The sequence below is a fragment of the Microvirga sp. P4_A5 genome, from assembly GCF_056402495.1.
The window spans coordinates 18135-33548 of the sequence record NZ_JBFUHH010000024.1 but is presented as its reverse complement, the minus strand read 5'-3'; the positions used below and the strand labels follow the sequence as shown (position 1 = coordinate 33548).

Here is a 15414-nt window from a genome sequence, read left to right as displayed (position 1 = left end):
GAATGAAAATGCGCCGCGCGGTAAACCGTGCGCGGGGACCACACTCGGGAGACGGGAATGCGGGAGACGAGAATGAACCTGACCAACAAGACCCTCGGCATGGCGGCCGCCCTCGGCCTCGCAGCCTCGCCTGCCTTGGCGCAGGACAAGCTGAAAATCGGCCTTCTGCTGACCCTGTCGGGACCCTCCGCGGTGCTCGGCCAGCAGGCGCGCGACGGCTTCCAGCTCGCCGTCAAGGATCTCGGCGGCAAGCTCGGGGGACGGGACGTCGAGGTCATCGTCGTCGACGACGAACTCAAGCCCGACGTGGCGGTGACCAAGGTCAAGGGGCTTCTGGAACGCGATCAGGTGGATTTCGTGGTCGGCCCGATCTTCTCCAACGTGGCGGTGGCGGTCCACAAGCCCATCGTGGATTCGAAGACCTTCTACATCAGCACCAATGCGGGCCCGTCGAACCTCGCCGGCAAGAGCTGCAGCCCTTATTTCTTCGCAACCTCCTACCAGAACGACCAGAACCACGAGGTTCTGGGCAAGGTGGCGCAGGACCGCGGCTACAAGAAGGTCTACCTGCTGGCGCCGAACTATCAGGCCGGCAAGGATGCGCTCGCGGGCTTCAAGCGGCATTACAAGGGCGAGATCGTGGAGGAATCCTACGTTCCGCTCAACAATCTGGATTTCCAGTCCGAACTCGCGAAGATCGCCTCGCTGAAGCCGGATGCGATCTTCACCTTCATGCCGGGTGGCATGGGCGTGAACCTAGTCAAGCAATACCGCGCGGCGGGCCTTGCCGACCGCATCCCGTTCCTGTCGGCCTTCACGGTGGATGAATCGACCCTGCCGGCGCAGCAGGATGCGGCACTGGGCATGCTCGGCGGTTCCAACTGGGCACCGAACCTCGACACCCCGCAAAACAAGACATTCGTCGCAAGCTACGAGGCAGCATACAACGCGGTGCCGGGTTCGTATTCCATGCACGCCTACGATGCCGCCCTGTTGATCGACAGCGCGCTCAAGGCGACGGGCGGCAAGACCGACGACAAGGATGCGTTGCGCGCGGCCATCAAGAAGGCCGATTTCAAATCGCTTCGGGGCGATTTCAAGATCGGTCTCAACGGGTTCCCGGTCCAGAATTTCTATCTGGTGAAGGCCGCGAAACGCCCTGACGGCAAGTTCCAGACCGAGATCGTCGAAAAGGTCTTCGGTGATTATACCGACACCTACGCCAAGGAATGCACGACCAACTGACGATCAGCGGCCTCGCGGCCTCCGGCCCCGCCGGAGCCGCGCGGCCTTCGTCGATACGCCGTTTCGCCCATCACCAAGAGAACATCGGTTGGTGCGTTTGCCGCACTCGATCAAGCGCCAATGACACCGACACTTCTTCTCGTTCAGACCCTCAACGGTCTCCAGTTCGGCCTTATCCTGTTTCTCATCGCGGCGGGTCTCACGCTGGTGTTCGGCGTGATGGATTTCATCAACCTCGCGCACGGCGTCCAGTACATGGTGGGCGCGTATCTGATGGCGGGGTTCAGCGCGTGGACGGGGAATTTCGGCTTCGCGCTTCTGCTCGCCCTGCCCTCGGCGCTTGCGGTCGGCCTGCTGCTCGAGGCGTTGATTTTCCGCCATCTCTACGACCGCGATCATCTCGATCAGGTTCTTGCGACCTTCGGAATCATCCTGTTCCTGAACCAGGGCGTGAAGTTCGTCTGGGGCGCCGCGCCGCTCAACGTCCCCGTCCCCGAATGGCTGTCCGGCTCCGTCGAGATCGCCGATGGGCTGCTCTATCCCGTCTATCGCCTGGCCATCATCGCAGCGGGGCTCGCCGTCGCGGCGGTGCTTTACGGATTGGTGAATCACACCCGCGTGGGCATGCTGGTGCGCGCCGGCGCGTCGAACGCCCCCATGGTGTCGGCGCTGGGCGTCAATATCCGGCGGCTGTTCATGATCGTGTTCGGCTTCGGCGCGATGCTGGCAGGATTTGCGGGCGCCATGGTGGCGCCGATCCTGTCGGTCGAACCCGGCATGGGCGACAACATCCTGATCCTGGCTTTCGTGGTCATCGTCATCGGCGGCATCGGGTCGATCCGCGGGGCGTTTCTGGCAGCTCTCATGGTGGGTCTGGTGGATACGGTCGGCCGATCTTTCGCGCCCAATCTGCTGCGGCTGTTTCTCGATCCCGCCACCGCGAGCCAGACGGGGCGGGCGCTTGCTCCCATGCTGATCTACATCTTCATGGCCGCGATCCTGTTCTTATGGCCGTCCGGCCTTTTCCCGGCGAAACGCTAGGATGGCCATGTCCGACACCGCTCTCCCCCAAACGCCCCGCGCGCTCGCCTTCGTTCGGCGGTTCGACGTCGTGCCGGTCATTCTGTTCGGGCTTTTCGCCGCCGGGCCTTTCGTCGCCGCGGCGTCCGGTGCCGAGGGGTATGTGCTGTCGCTCCTGACCCGCGTGATGATCCTCGGTCTCGCCGCCCTGTCGCTCGATCTCATCCTTGGCTACGGCGCCCTGGTGAGTTTCGGCCATGCGGCCTTTCTCGGCATCGGCGCCTATGCGGTCGGAATTCTGTCGGCCCACGGATCGGAAGACCTGTTCGTGCAGGTCCCCGTCGCGCTGGCCGTCTCAGCGCTTTTCGCGCTTGTCACCGGGGCGCTCTCGCTGCGCACGCGGGGCGTCTATTTCATCATGATCACGCTTGCCTTCGGCCAGATGCTGTTCTTTCTCGCCACATCCCTCGCGGCCTATGGCGGCGACGACGGCATGACGTTGAGCGAGCGCAGCCGCGTCGCCGGAAGCGCGCTGATCGAGAACGACGCGGCTTTCTACTGGGTTTGTTTCGCGTCTCTGCTTGCCGCGTACGGACTTGCCCGCGCCATCGTGATTTCGCGCTTCGGCCGGGTTCTGCGCGGCACGCGCGACAACATGGTGCGGATGGAAGCGATCGGCTTTTCGCCTTTCCCATACCAGCTCGTCGCCTATGTCATCAGCGGCATGATGGCGGGCCTCGCCGGATGCCTGCTCGCCAATCAGAGCGAATTCGTCAGCCCCGCCTACATGACGTGGCAACGCTCGGGCGAACTGATCTTCATGGTGGTTCTGGGCGGGATCGGCACGCTTCATGGCGCCATCCTGGGCGCCGCGGCCTTCCTGCTGCTCGAGGAATTCCTGCCCGAAATCCTGCATGGAATCGGGTTCATGCTGCCGGACGAAGGCCGCGCGCATCTGGTGGAGAACTGGAAGATGATTTTCGGGCCCCTGTTGATCCTGATCGTGCTGTTTGCGCGGGGCGGCATCATGGGCCTGTGGCGGCGGCGCGCCTCATGACCGGCCCGGCGCTCGAACTGCGAACCTTGAGGAAATCGTTCGGCGCGCTCGTCGTCACCGACGACGTGAGCCTGTCGATCGAGGCGGGCGAGTTGCACGCCGTGATCGGCCCCAACGGTGCCGGCAAGACGACGCTGATCCACCAGATCTCGGGGCTTCTGCCGCCGGAATCCGGCGAAGTGCGCCTCGGCGGCGAGGACGTCACCAGCTTGACCGTCGATGAGCGCGTCCGGCGCGGACTGGCGCGCTCGTTCCAGATCACCTCGATCCTGCCGGGCTTCTCCGCGCTGGAGAACGTCGCCCTTGCCGTCCAGGCGCGCTCGGGTTCGAGCTTCCGGTTTTTCGGCGACGCGGCCGGGGAACGGCCATTGAACGAACCGGCGATGGAATGTCTCGATCAGGTCGGGCTCGCCCGACGCGCCTTGGTGAAAGCGGGCCTGCTGTCGCACGGGGAAAAGCGCCAGCTCGAACTTGCCATCGCGCTGGCGACCCGCCCCAAAGTGCTCCTCCTCGACGAACCGCTGGCGGGAACCGGCCATGACGAATCGCAGCGCGTGATCGAGATCCTGCGCGCCCTGAAAGGCCGCCTCACGATCCTGCTGATCGAGCATGACATGGAGGCGGTCTTCTCGCTGGCGGACCGCGTCAGCGTCCTGGTCTACGGCCGCGTCATCGCAACCGGGACGCCGCAGGCCATCCGCGCCAATGCGGAGGTTCGGCAGGCCTATCTCGGCGAGGAAGCGCTCTGATGCTCTCGGTCAGAGATCTCCAGGCGAGCTACGGCGCCGCGAAGGTTCTGTTCGGCGTCTCGCTCGACATTCAGGCCGGCGAGGTCGTGACGTTGCTGGGACGCAACGGGATGGGCAAGACCACGACGATCCGCGCCATCATGGGCCTTCTCCGGCCCCAGGGCGGAACGGTGGCGTTCGACGGCATCCCGCTGACCGGACGCGATCCTTACCGCGTGGCGCAGGCGGGGATCGGTCTCGTGCCCGAAGGCCGGCAGATTTTTCCCACCCTGAATGTCGAGGAAAACCTCATTGCGACGGCGTCGGCGCGGCATGGCACACGCCGTTGGGATCTCGATGCCGTGTACGACCTGTTCCCGCGCCTGCGGGAGCGCCGGGGCAATCTCGGATCACAATTGTCCGGCGGCGAACAGCAGATGCTCGCCATCGGACGCGCGCTGATGACCAATCCCAAGCTCATGATCCTCGACGAGGCCACCGAGGGCCTCGCGCCGCTGATCCGCGCCGAGATCTGGGATTGCCTCAAGAAGCTGAGGGACGAACGCCAGTCGATCCTCGTGATCGACAAGAACGTGGATGCGCTGGCGCGTTTCGCCGACCGGCATGTCATCATCGAAAAGGGCCGCTCGGTCTGGACCGGGACCAGCGCCGAACTCGCTGCCGACGCGAGCCTGAAAGACCGCTATCTCCACGTCTGAACGGATGCGCCACATGACCGAGCGGGACATCGATTTCGAGGCCCAGTACAACAACCGCGCGCGCGTTCCCGAGCACCCGACGCACATCGCCGCGTGGCACCGCGATGCGGCGGCGTACCGGGCCGGTGCGCGCTGCGAACTGGATCTCGCATATGGTCCCGGTGAACGGCAGCGGCTCGATCTCTTCCACCCGGATTCCGACAGCAAAGCGCCCGTGGTGTTCTTCATCCACGGCGGCTACTGGCAGGCGCTCGACAAATCCTCCGCCAGTCATCTGGCGCGGGGCGCCAATCTGCGCGGCTATTCGGTCGCGGTGCCGAGTTACGATCTGGCGCCGGGCTCGACCCTCGCTGAGATCGTCGCATGCATCGAGCGGGCCGCCGATTTCGTGGCCGAACGGACACGGCGCCCCCTCGTGGTGACAGGCCATTCGGCTGGCGGGCACCTGGCGGCCTGCCTGATGACGCGCCGCACCGGTTCACTCCGCCCGATCCGTGTCGGGATGCCGATTTCCGGCCTGTTCGATCTGGCGCCGCTGGTGTCGACATCGGTCAACAAGGCGCTCGGGCTAACGCCCGAGGAGGCTCGCCGGCAAAGTCCGCTTTTCAGGCCGCCGCAAGGCCGCCTTGTCGCGGTGGTGGGCGAGACCGAGAGCAGCGAGTATCACCGCCAGACATCCCAACTCGTCGAATCATGGAGCAAAGCCGGGATCGCCGCCCGCGTCGAAGTCGTCCCCGGCGCACACCATTTCGACGTCATCGCGGGCCTCGCCGATCCGGCGGACCCGCTCGTCGATATTCTGGTGGGCCTCGCAGCCGACGCCTGACGGGCCGCCGACCTATTTCAGCGCCTCCAGGCGCGCGCTCGCCGCGGCGATGCCGAGCGCCAGCGCACGGCCGTAGAGTTCCCGTGCACGCGCCGGGTCGCTGCGGATGCCGACGGCACCGATCGCCGCGAGCGCATTCGGGTCGAATGTCTCGGCCAGCAAGAAGATCGCCTGGGCGTTGCCGGCCTCCTGCGCCCGCTCGAGCAGCAAGCGCGCGCCGCTCACATCGCCGCCCCGAAAGAGCATGTCGGCGCGGGCCGTCAGGCGATCGTCCGCGGGAGACGGCGCCACAGGGCGAACCGGTGGCGGGGTCGCCGCGGGCGCGGCCAGAGTGCCGGTCGCCGGCGGCGCAGGGAGAGATTCCGACGGGGTGTCCGGGACACCGGTCGGCAAGGCGCGCTCGAACCCGAACATCCTCGGGGTCGCGCGGGTGCCCTGAAGCTTGCGCAGCGTTTCGATCTCGCGCTGCGCGTCCTCGGCGCGTGCCTTTTCGCGGGCAACGGCCTGCTGCAGATCGGCCATCGCGGTGGTGGTGGAGACGACGTCCCGCTCCCGCGCGGCGCGGAGCGTTTCGATTTCCTTCGTGGCCGTCATCAGATCACGCGCGCTCTTGCTCGCGCGCTCTTCCTCGGCTTTCAGCGATTTCGCCAGATCGGAAGCACCCGCCGCGGCCGTGCCGGCTTCCTTCTCCCGCTGCGATTTCAGCGCCGCGAGTTCCTGGCTGACTTGGGCGAGGTCGCGGGCGCTCGCATTCGCCCGTTCCTCCTGGGCTTTCAGGGCCTGCGCGAGGTTGCGGCTCTCGGCCGTGACGGACGCGGCCTGCTGCTCGCGCTGCGATTTCAGCGCGGCGAGTTCCTGCGAAACGCCGGCAAGTTCCCGGGTCGCCGCTTCGGCGCGCTCCGCCTGTTGCTTGACGCTGGCGGTGAGATCGTCCGTCGTGGCGGCGGCGGACGCGACCTCCTGCTCGCGCGAGGTTTTCAAGGCGAGAAAATCCGCCTTCATGGAGCTCAGTTCGTCGGAAAGCGCCGCCGATCGCCCGCGTTCCTGCTCCAGCGCCTCGGTCAGCGCCATCGTCGCGGCGGGGTCCGGACCCGCCGGAAGGGCCGCGTTCGGGACCGCAGCCGCGTCGCCGCCATCATCGGGCAGCGCCTGCAGCGCCGTCAGCAGAGCAGGAAATTTAAGCCAGTCGAGGAGGATCGACGCCAATGCGCCGACCTCCACGGCAACGGTCAGTTTCTGGGACGCGGCGTTGGTGTCGCCCTTTTCCAGAAGCCCCCGCAACTCGGCCGCGAGACGCTTCTGTTCGGGCATGGGCACGAGCAGCGGCATCAAGGAGGCGATCTCGTCCGGGTTCACGACAGGTTCGGCCTTGTCGGTGGGCGCCGTGGTCGTTGGCGTCTGCGCGCCCAATTCACCCGCGGCCAGAAACACGCTCAAACTTGCAATCAATGGGAAATGCAATGTCGAAGAGTTTCGTCCAATCATGCCGGACCTCTTAGTCGCTCAAACATGTCGTCGGCCTGTTTTTGAACGGCGCATTCTCTTGAGCAAAGCCGGAACACTCCTTCTCCCGAGAACGCTCTAGTTCTGACGCGCAGGTCCCCGCGCCGCTTTCTGTCGCTCCGTTTGCCAATTGAGAAAATCGCGGAACAGGATTTCGCGCTGCGCCGGCGTGACCGTTGCGCCACGCGCATTGAGAAATGCCTCGAAGGCCTGCGGCTGCGCACCGGTGGCGCCGGTGGCAATCTGATCGAGCCAATCCTGGGCGGGCTTCACCCGCTGCCACCCGGGAACCTCCGCCGCTAGGTTGACCTCTTTCCATTTCGGATGACGACCGGGTTGCAGAAACTCGTCGAAGCGCGAGAAGAACGCGTTGACGAGATTGCGAACCCGGTTGTAGCGCTCGGTGTTCTCCGGCCAGTTGAAGACCGCCAGCAGGCTTCCCACCGCCAGCGTCTCGACCGGCTTGTCGGCGTCGATCAGGCGCGGGTAATCGGCATTCGTCAGGCGGGCCGGGAAGTAGGTTTCGGCGATCTCGCCCTCGAACGGAATTGGCAGCAGATGAAACCGTCCGTCGGCCTGGAATTCCGCCATGGCGCGAACCGGGCGCCCCGCCACGTAAACCGCCGCCTGGATTTCGCCCGAGCGCAGGCGCTCGTAGGACGAGCCCTGGTCGAAGGTGGTGATCTCCGGTTTGACCCCGAGCTTCTCGAAGATGATCCGCGCCGTGAGATTCGTGCCGCTGCCCGCCTTGTCGATGTTGACCTTGCGCCCGGTCAATTGGCGGATATCGGTGATGTCGCGGCTCGTGAGGATGTGGACTTCCTCGTTGTAGAGGCGGGTGATGAAGCGCAGTTTCCGCACCGCGTCGTTCTGCAGGTTTTCGGCCTTCAGCTGTTCGCGCGCGTCCATCTGCACGATGCCGATATCGACGCCGCGCAGGAACATCACGTCGCGCAGGTTCTGCAGCGAGCCGCGCCCGATCATCGGAAGCACCCGCAGATCATCCCCGTCGAGCACGTTGGCGAGATCCGCCGCGATGCGGATATAGGTCCCGTCCGCGCCGCCCGAAATGATCCCCACCGTGCCGGCATTGATGCGGGCGGAATTCGAAACGGCAGCCGTCTGCGCCGTCGCTGCCACGCTGCCGCCCAGAAGCAGCAAGGCCGCCAACATCACGCGCCCGATGCCCAGTCTCAAGGATTCGCAGGCGGCGCGCCCTGTCGTTGAACGGAACCGACCGGGATCTTTCTTCGACATCACATTCTCCCAAACTGCGCCGGCGGTCGGCCTCATGAAGGGAACGGCTTCGACTTGCCTGGCGTACTCTTTCGAACGCTAAGAATAAAAACTGACGAACTCTACGGTAAACCCCTGAATTGAGCGGTCAATACGCGTCGATTGCCAATGCAATACCCCGAAAGAGCTATCAAATTGTCCGAAATCAAACGGTCTCATGACGTAAATTCCTGAGAACCGAAGACTTGCTTACGATCTGCATCGGTGGGGAGAACAATCTCACAAGCATCATCGCCGCCCCCGGGCATCGTCGCGCGGTCGGAGGTTGCCCTTCGCGCCTCAATCAGGTAGTGAAATCGACAGGCCCTGCGCCTCAAGCACCCGTAGCTCAGCTGGATAGAGCGTTGCCCTCCGAAGGCAAAGGTCACACGTTCGAATCGTGTCGGGTGCGCCAAATCTCATTGAAAAAGCAGTTAAATTTCCTCGCCAGCCAGTCGATCTATGACGGCTGCAAGGTCGTAGAGCCGCCACATCGCCACCCAGCAGATTCTTGGCGTTATCTCGTCGAAAGGCGCGGCGTGAGGGTGAGCGCCTTGTCTCGCGCGCCCCGGCGGGTTACCGGGAAGATGATCAATTCAGGTTCGGGCCGGTCATGACTCAAAAAATCCTGAGCGGCATTTTGGCAATCTGCGCTCTTGCGTTCTGCTTTTTTGCGCTCCGGCCGATCATTGAGACTTTTTTGCCGAACGTCCCGCGTGAAGCCACTTTGAGCATCGCCGGTGGACTGGTCGGAATCGCGACCTTTGCGGCTATTCGCGAGTTGCGGAAGCGGATGGGCTGAGGACACGCCCTCCGGCTTGGAGAAACGGGCCAGACCGCTCCCATCCACGGTCAAACCACGGCGCGAGAACGCGCGTCACGTCAGGCGGGGCCCATCCCCGCGCCTCGTCATTCGCGATCGACCACCAAGCCGAAACCGGCCCCTCGGAAAGTCCGTTGYAGGCCCTCCCTTCGCGCCGAAACGGCGACGCTTGTATGGAAGCGGAGGAARAAGGCCGCTATCGTCTGTTGGCGACGCGGGGGAAGGCAATGGCCGATACGGAACTGACGCAGAGCGACCCGACCGAGATCGTGGCGCGGCTGGAGGAAGCCAGTGGATTGCTCGAACGCGGCCTGTCAGGCCGCTGGACGGCCTTGCGCGCGATCGGCCAGGAATGGTCGGCCTTCCAGGCCGCCATCGACGCCAGGGGACTTTCGCTGGGCTCAGTCGCTCTCCTGGCTGTGGGCACCGCGCTTGCGACCTACCTCTTGATCGTCATGTTCCGGGCGATCCTCCATGCGCGCAAACCCGATACGGGAAGCTGGAAACGGGGCGTCGTGATCCTCGCCTCCATCGCGCTCACCCTTCTGGTGATGGCAATCGTCACGCGCTTCGCCGTCAGCGATCTCGACCTTCGGCGGGTRCTCAGGACATGGGTCTTCGCCATCGCGATCTTCTACCTGATGCGGTCTGCCTTGCTGGCGCTGTTTCCTGGGCCGACGCCGGTGAGCGGGACCATTCCGGCAAGCGCGCCCGCCGAGCCGGCGACGCCGCGCTTTCGCGACCTCCTCTCGCTCGCGATCCTCTGGGCGTTCGTCGGCATCGCCATCAGCGCGACCGCGCGCATTTATCAGGCGGGCCCGGGATTGCGGGATTTCGTCGGCAGCGTGATCGTCGCCGCTCCCGTCACGGCCCTTCTTGCCTATGCATATTGGCGGCATCGGTTTGTCGTTCGCCGCCTCATCGCGACCCCCGGATCCGGCTCTCGCGTCCGCCAGCGTGTCGCGGCGAGCTGGCCCTTTATCGCCATCACGATCCTGATCCTGACGGTGGTGGTGCTTCAGATCGGGCTCACCCTCGGCCGACAACTCCCGCCGCTGGCGATTCTCCTGACGCTGGTGCTCGTGCTGGTCGCGCCGCATCTCGACGGGATCGTGGCGCGATGGAGCGAGCGCGGAACCCTGTCGCCCGACGTCTCCATCGTGGCGCTGGCCTTGCGCCGGACGGTCCGCTTCATCATCGGCATCGGCATCTTCTGCCTGCTCATCTTTCTCTGGGGCGTTCCTCTCCTGACGGCTTTCGGCATCGAGGCGCGCGCCGTTGCCCGCGCCATCGTCGAAATCGGCCTGATCGCGCTGGCGGCGGCGTTTTTGTGGAACGCCGTGGGAGCGTTCGCCAGTCGCGTGGCCCAGAGCGAGGGCGTGACCGTATCGGCAGAGGAGGCGGAAGCGCCGCGCACCCGCATCGGCACGCTGCTCCCATTGATCACWGGCGTCGTGAAGGTGAGCATCGTTGCCATTACGCTCCTGACGATCCTCGTCGCCATCGGCATCAACGTGTGGCCGATCATCGGCGGCCTGAGCATTTTCGGCATCGCCATCGGGTTCGGGTCGCAAACCCTGGTCAAGGACGTGGTGTCGGGCCTGTTCTTCCTGATCGACGACGCATTCCGGCTCGGTGAATACATCGAAACGCCCGGAGCCAAAGGCACTGTCGAGAAGATCTCCGTTCGCTCGGTGAGCCTGCGCAACGCGCGCGGCGCGCTGGCGAGCGTGCCCTACGGCCAGATCGGCAAGGTGATCAATTTCAGCCGCGGCTGGGTCATCGAGAAAATGGTGTTCCGGGTGGCGTTCGACACCGACGTGGACCTCGTCCGCAAGCTGTTCAAAAAGATCGGTCAGGAGATCGCGGACGATCCGGAGCTCAAGGTCGATCTGCTGGAGACCTTCAAGAGCCAGGGCATTTCGGCGGTCGAGGACGGCACGCTGATCATTCGCGGCAAGTTCAAGGCCCGCGCCGGCAAACAATTCGGCATCAAGAAAGCGGTTTTGACCGCCGTCCAGAAGGCATTCCGCGAGAACGACATCCACGCGGTGCCAAGGCCCCTGGGACCGGTTCCTAGCACCTGACGCGCCGCCGCCCCTCTTGGTGTTTCCTTAACGAGGCTGTGGGACGTTCGCCTCCCGGCGAAGACCCGCCGGCTGATGGCCGGAGCTCTATCGACGATGTCCACTTGGCGAGACGAGAGGAACGACAGATCCCGCGCACGCCTCGCGCGCCGGCTGACGGACGTGTTTCCCCCTTGCGTCCTCGCCCACGCGATGCGCCAGCCCTTCACTCCCCCGACACAGCGACTGGCCGTCGAATCCTATTGGCGCCACCGTCCCTTGCTGGCGGACCGCCTGTGTCGGGCGTTGGCCTCCCGAAGCGGTGCGCCGGACGGCTGGGTGTGGCGACTGGGCACGAAGGAAGCCGATCTCGCGACCTCGTTTCGCGCTCCCCCCGCGCCCTATCGCGAGAAGAAATATGCTCTGGGACCCGGCCATTGCTGCGTTTGCGGACAGCCGGTCTACCGCCTCGGCTGGCACGCGGATCTGTGGGGCGACGGCGCGCCGAACAAGAACGCGACCTGGCACTCCGCCTGTGTGGCCGCCTGGAAGCTATGGGCCGCGCCCACCGCCTATCTGCGCATTCTCAAGCGGCGCCAGCAGCACAAATGCCTGGGCACCGGAAAGCGGCTCCTGAAGACCTCCGAAGTCGATCATCGCGTGCCGCTCTTCGCCGTCTGGGCGGAGCATCGCGACCGTCCATGGCCCGAGTTGCTGGCGTTCTGGGGCGGGCCGAACCTTCAGGTGATCAACAAGACGGCCCATTCGGACAAGTGCGCGGCCGAAGCTGGACTCCGCGCGCAGAAACGCGCCGAGCTTGCAYGCATGGACGGATCGGCGCAGTCTCCGCCGTTGGTCGGAGACCCGGTCTCATGATGTCGGTGTTCCTGTGCGGATTGATCGGCGGCGCGGCAGCGGCTTATTTCGCATGGCCCTATGGCTGGGTCGCGGCGATCGCCGCCTATGCGTTCGGCGGTGCGCTCTGTGCGATGGTCCCGGCTGCGATCGAATGGCGGCAGGAAATCCTGCGGGGACGTGACGGGTCGGATGCGAGACCGCGCAACGCCGTCCCGCGGGACGACCCGCATCCGGGCTGAGCCTGCCCCGAGAGACAGCGCTCAGTAATGGGGAGGCGGCGGCTCGGGGGCTGCCGGTCCGCCCGCATTGTCGGCCGCCTCCTGCACCCGCTCGCCGAGACTGGCGAGCCGCCGGGTCAGGTGATCGATCTGCTTCCACTGCTCGGTGATGGTGCGATTCAAATCCTCGATGACCTGATCCTGATAGGCGAACCGCATCTCCAGCGTGTCGATCCGGGCGGTCAGCTCGTCGATCTCACTCATCGCGCTGCCGCCCTGCCTGGACATTGCGCTCCACGAGCCCGTGAGCCAGCGCGACGCGCTCGTCGAACACGAAGCATTCGCCCTGCCAGCGGCTCTCGCTCTCGGACACGGTTTCGAGATATTTCAGGATGCCGCCCTTGAGGTGATAGACCTCCTCGAACCCTTGCGACAGCATGTAGGAGCTGGCCTTTTCGCAGCGGATGCCGCCGGTGCAGAACATCGCCACCTTCTTGTGCGTCTTCGGATCGAGTCTCGCCGCGACGAATTCGCGAAAATCGCTGAACCGGGGAATTTCGGGATCGATGGCGCCCGCGAACGTGCCCATCTCGACCTCGAACTGATTGCGCGTGTCGACGAGAACCAGGCCGGGCGTTTCGAGCAACGCGTTCCACTCCCCGGCCGCCACATAGGTCCCGACCCGCCGCGTCGGATCGGTCGCAGGATCGCCCAGGGTCACGATTTCCTTCTTGAGGCGGATCTTCAGGCGCCGGAACGGCATCTCGGCCGCGGAGGAGAATTTGAGCTCCAGATTGTCGAGCCGCCCCCCGAAGAGCGGCCCCGAAAGGCACTCTTCCACGAAGCTGTCGATCGCCTCGGGACGTCCGGCGAGCGTGCCGTTGAGGCCCTCGCTCGCCAGCAGGAGCGAGCCCTTGATGCCGAGATCGGCACAGAACCGCTCGACCGGAACCTTGAGCTCACGGAAGTCTGGCAGGGGCACGAATTGGTAGAGGGCGGCGACCTTGTACGTCATCGCGGTGCTTTATCAGGCGGTGGCGGGTGAGGAAAGCACGGCACGCAGGCTCACCAGGTCGGCTCGTGGGCAGATGCCGCCGCGCAAGGGGGCTCGCCGGGTCGGCCGCCGCCGCACGCGATCGCGCCGCCCCAGTCGCTGCTTCGCACGGTGACCGCATCGCCTTCCGCCGTCACGCTGGCGGTGCTCACGCCCCCGGATACGGCACAGCCGGCCTGGAGAAGGGCGAACAGGCCGGCGACGAGAAGGGCAAGACGGGGCATGGTAGTATCCTGAACTGACGCGATGCGCGCTTTCGGGGCGCGGACCCTCCGACAGGATCGTGTCCAAACTGCGAAGCGCGACGGCGCGACGGTTCAGGCCCGCATCAGCCATTCGTGGTCGGGGTCGTTGTGGAATTTCCACACCCGCTTCGGTCCCGCCATCACGTTGAGATAATAGAGCTCGTAGCCGTGCGGCGCGCCGACCGGGTGGTAGCCGCGCGGCACCAGCACCACGTCGCCGTCGCTCGCCGCCAGCGTCTCGTCGAGCGAGCGGTCGTCCGTATAAACCCGCTGGAGCGCAAAGCCGGAAGGCGGGTTGAGGCGATGGTAATAGGTCTCTTCGAGGAAGGATTCGTCCGGCAGCGCATCACGGTCGTGCTTGTGGGGCGGATAGCTCGACCAATGGCCCGAGGGCGTGATCACCTCGACCACCAGCAGGCTCTCGGCCGGCTCGGTTTCGGGCAGGATGTTGCGGACATGGCGGATATTGGTGCCTTTGCCGCGGGTTTCCTGTCCCACCTGCTCGGGGCGAATGACCCGGGCCGGTAGCTTGCCCTCTGCCGGCGAGGTGCAGACCGCGATCTCGCAATCGGTCTCCGCCGTCAGCGACCATTCGGACCGCGCGGGCGCATAAAGCGACCAGGGATCGGGCTCGAACGGCGAGGCGCGCCCGCCGATGGCGCCGAAATCCTGACCCGATGCCGAGACCCGCGCCTTGCCCGACAGCATGACAATGCAGGCCTCACGGTCTTTCGTTTCCTCATGGGCGGATTGCCCGGCTTTGAGGCGGTAGACATCGAAGCCCACATAGGTCCAACCCGCCGAGGCCGGCGTGATGGAATGCACGCGCCCCTTCGCATCGGGAGCGCTCGGTTTGACGAGGAGCTTCGACATCGACATTCCCTTCACTTCAGGCCGGCTTCCTTGAGGAAACGGGTCAGATTCGCATAGCCCATCTTGGCATATTGCAGCGGATTGGCCTTCTTCGGGTCCTGTTCGGCTTCGATCACCACCCAGCCGCGATAGTCGGGCAGTTCGCGGAACACGGACACGAAATCCACCATGCCGTCGCCGGGCACCGTATAGACGCCTTCGAGCACCGAATCGAGGAAGCTCCAGTTCTCGGCCTTGGCCTTTTCCATCACGGCCTTGCGCACGTCCTTGGTGTGCACATGGCTGATGCGCGAGCGATAGCGTCGTGCGAGCGCTGCCGGATCGGCGCCGCCCCAGGTGGCGTGGCCGGTATCGAGCAACAGATGCGCCGCCTCGCCGGTTGATTGCATGAAGGCGTCGATATCCTGCTCGGATTCGACGATCGTTCCCATGTGGTGATGGTAGACGACGCGGATTCCCTCTTTCAGCGTCTGCTCGGCGACCTGCGTGACGCGCCGGCCGTATTCGGCCCAGTCGCCGCTCTTCATGACCGGGCGTTGCGCCAGAGGCCTGGAACGGTCGCCGTGGATTGCGTTCGAGGTCTCGGCGAAGACGAGCACGTTCGAGCCCATGGCCTTGAGAAGATCGAGATGCAGCCGCAGGGCCTTCATTTCCTGCTCGGCGTCGCGCCGCAGAAGCTCGGCTGAGTACCAGCCCGAGATGCACGCCATGCCGAAGGGCGCCAGCGCCTTCTTCAGCGCCTCGGGCTCGCGCGGAAACTTGTTGCCGAGCTCCATGCCCTCGAAGCCTGCTTCCCGGGCTTCGGCAAGGCACACTTCCAGCGGCGTCTCCCCGCCGAGTTCCAGCATGTCGTCATTGGACCAGCCGATGGGGTTGGCGCCGATACGGATCGTCATGTTGTCGT

The 15414-nt window shown here is 65.1% G+C and carries 17 protein-coding genes and 1 tRNA gene; 11 read left to right on the top strand and 7 right to left on the bottom strand.

The annotated features are described in order from the left end of the window. Positions 1 to 57 precede the first annotated feature (57 nt). The 6 genes from AC1DVM_RS09245 (at position 58) to AC1DVM_RS09220 (ending at position 5595) form a co-directional block, all read left to right on the top strand. Positions 58 to 1245 (top strand): ABC transporter substrate-binding protein, encoded by a 1188-nt coding sequence (locus tag AC1DVM_RS09245; RefSeq protein ID WP_477253900.1) that lies wholly within the window; start codon positions 58 to 60, stop codon positions 1243 to 1245. 120 nt (positions 1246 to 1365) lie between these two features. Then, a complete protein-coding gene (locus AC1DVM_RS09240) occupies positions 1366 to 2286 on the top strand; it encodes a branched-chain amino acid ABC transporter permease (RefSeq protein WP_477253898.1) in 921 nt (306 codons plus the stop codon). Between the two features lie 7 nt (positions 2287 to 2293). Beyond that, positions 2294 to 3322 (top strand): branched-chain amino acid ABC transporter permease, encoded by a 1029-nt coding sequence (locus AC1DVM_RS09235; protein ID WP_477253896.1) that lies wholly within the window; start codon positions 2294 to 2296, stop codon positions 3320 to 3322. Then, positions 3319 to 4071, top strand: coding sequence for an ABC transporter ATP-binding protein (locus tag AC1DVM_RS09230; protein ID WP_477253894.1), 753 nt, complete (start codon positions 3319 to 3321; stop codon positions 4069 to 4071). Before AC1DVM_RS09235 ends, AC1DVM_RS09230 begins: the two co-directional genes overlap by 4 nt. Further along, on the top strand, positions 4071 to 4769 hold the full coding sequence (locus tag AC1DVM_RS09225; protein WP_477253892.1) for an ABC transporter ATP-binding protein: 699 nt from the start codon (positions 4071 to 4073) through the stop codon (positions 4767 to 4769). Before AC1DVM_RS09230 ends, AC1DVM_RS09225 begins: the two co-directional genes overlap by 1 nt. 13 nt (positions 4770 to 4782) lie before the next feature. Beyond that, positions 4783 to 5595 carry an alpha/beta hydrolase gene (locus AC1DVM_RS09220; RefSeq protein WP_477253891.1) on the top strand — a complete coding sequence of 271 codons (813 nt, stop codon included), beginning with the start codon at positions 4783 to 4785 and terminating at the stop codon, positions 5593 to 5595. Between the two features lie 12 nt (positions 5596 to 5607). On the opposite strand, the gene AC1DVM_RS09215 is transcribed toward AC1DVM_RS09220, so the two are convergent. Beyond that, entirely contained in the window at positions 5608 to 7032 is a 1425-nt protein-coding gene (locus AC1DVM_RS09215; protein ID WP_477253890.1) for a hypothetical protein, read from the bottom strand. A gap of 144 nt (positions 7033 to 7176) precedes the next feature. Next, complete coding sequence (locus AC1DVM_RS09210; protein WP_477253889.1) at positions 7177 to 8355, bottom strand: TAXI family TRAP transporter solute-binding subunit; 1179 nt, start codon at positions 8353 to 8355, stop codon at positions 7177 to 7179. 356 nt (positions 8356 to 8711) lie between these two features. Here AC1DVM_RS09210 and AC1DVM_RS09205 point away from each other — a divergent pair. The 5 genes from AC1DVM_RS09205 (at position 8712) to AC1DVM_RS09185 (ending at position 12359) form a co-directional block, all read left to right on the top strand. Next, a tRNA-Arg gene (locus AC1DVM_RS09205) sits at positions 8712 to 8788 on the top strand. Positions 8789 to 8884: 96 nt separating this feature from the next. After that, the gene (locus AC1DVM_RS09200; RefSeq protein ID WP_477253887.1) at positions 8885 to 9175 is read left to right on the top strand and encodes a hypothetical protein; all 291 of its coding nucleotides are present in this window, start codon (positions 8885 to 8887) and stop codon (positions 9173 to 9175) included. Positions 9176 to 9423: 248 nt separating this feature from the next. Next, complete coding sequence (locus AC1DVM_RS09195) at positions 9424 to 11283, top strand: mechanosensitive ion channel family protein (RefSeq protein WP_477253885.1); 1860 nt, start codon at positions 9424 to 9426, stop codon at positions 11281 to 11283. Positions 11284 to 11379: 96 nt separating this feature from the next. After that, entirely contained in the window at positions 11380 to 12138 is a 759-nt protein-coding gene (locus tag AC1DVM_RS09190) for a hypothetical protein (protein ID WP_477253884.1), read from the top strand. Next, positions 12135 to 12359: a hypothetical protein gene (locus AC1DVM_RS09185; protein WP_477253883.1), complete on the top strand. Its 225-nt coding sequence runs from the start codon at positions 12135 to 12137 to the stop codon at positions 12357 to 12359. The genes AC1DVM_RS09190 and AC1DVM_RS09185 overlap by 4 nt, the downstream gene beginning before the upstream one ends. 21 nt (positions 12360 to 12380) lie before the next feature. Here AC1DVM_RS09185 and AC1DVM_RS09180 read toward each other — a convergent pair whose 3' ends face one another. The 5 genes from AC1DVM_RS09180 to iolE form a co-directional block, all read right to left on the bottom strand. Continuing rightward, positions 12381 to 12602, bottom strand: coding sequence for a SlyX family protein (locus AC1DVM_RS09180; protein WP_477253882.1), 222 nt, complete (start codon positions 12600 to 12602; stop codon positions 12381 to 12383). Next, entirely contained in the window at positions 12595 to 13353 is a 759-nt protein-coding gene (gene trhO / locus AC1DVM_RS09175; protein ID WP_477253881.1) for an oxygen-dependent tRNA uridine(34) hydroxylase TrhO, read from the bottom strand. Before trhO ends, AC1DVM_RS09180 begins: the two co-directional genes overlap by 8 nt. Positions 13354 to 13403: 50 nt before the next feature. After that, positions 13404 to 13616, bottom strand: a complete 213-nt coding sequence (locus tag AC1DVM_RS09170) for a hypothetical protein (protein ID WP_477253879.1) — start codon at positions 13614 to 13616, stop codon at positions 13404 to 13406. Positions 13617 to 13709: 93 nt separating this feature from the next. After that, positions 13710 to 14510 (bottom strand): 5-deoxy-glucuronate isomerase, encoded by an 801-nt coding sequence (iolB, locus tag AC1DVM_RS09165; protein ID WP_477253877.1) that lies wholly within the window; start codon positions 14508 to 14510, stop codon positions 13710 to 13712. 11 nt (positions 14511 to 14521) lie between these two features. Beyond that, a complete protein-coding gene (iolE, locus tag AC1DVM_RS09160; RefSeq protein WP_477253876.1) occupies positions 14522 to 15406 on the bottom strand; it encodes a myo-inosose-2 dehydratase in 885 nt (294 codons plus the stop codon). Positions 15407 to 15414: the final 8 nt, after the last annotated feature.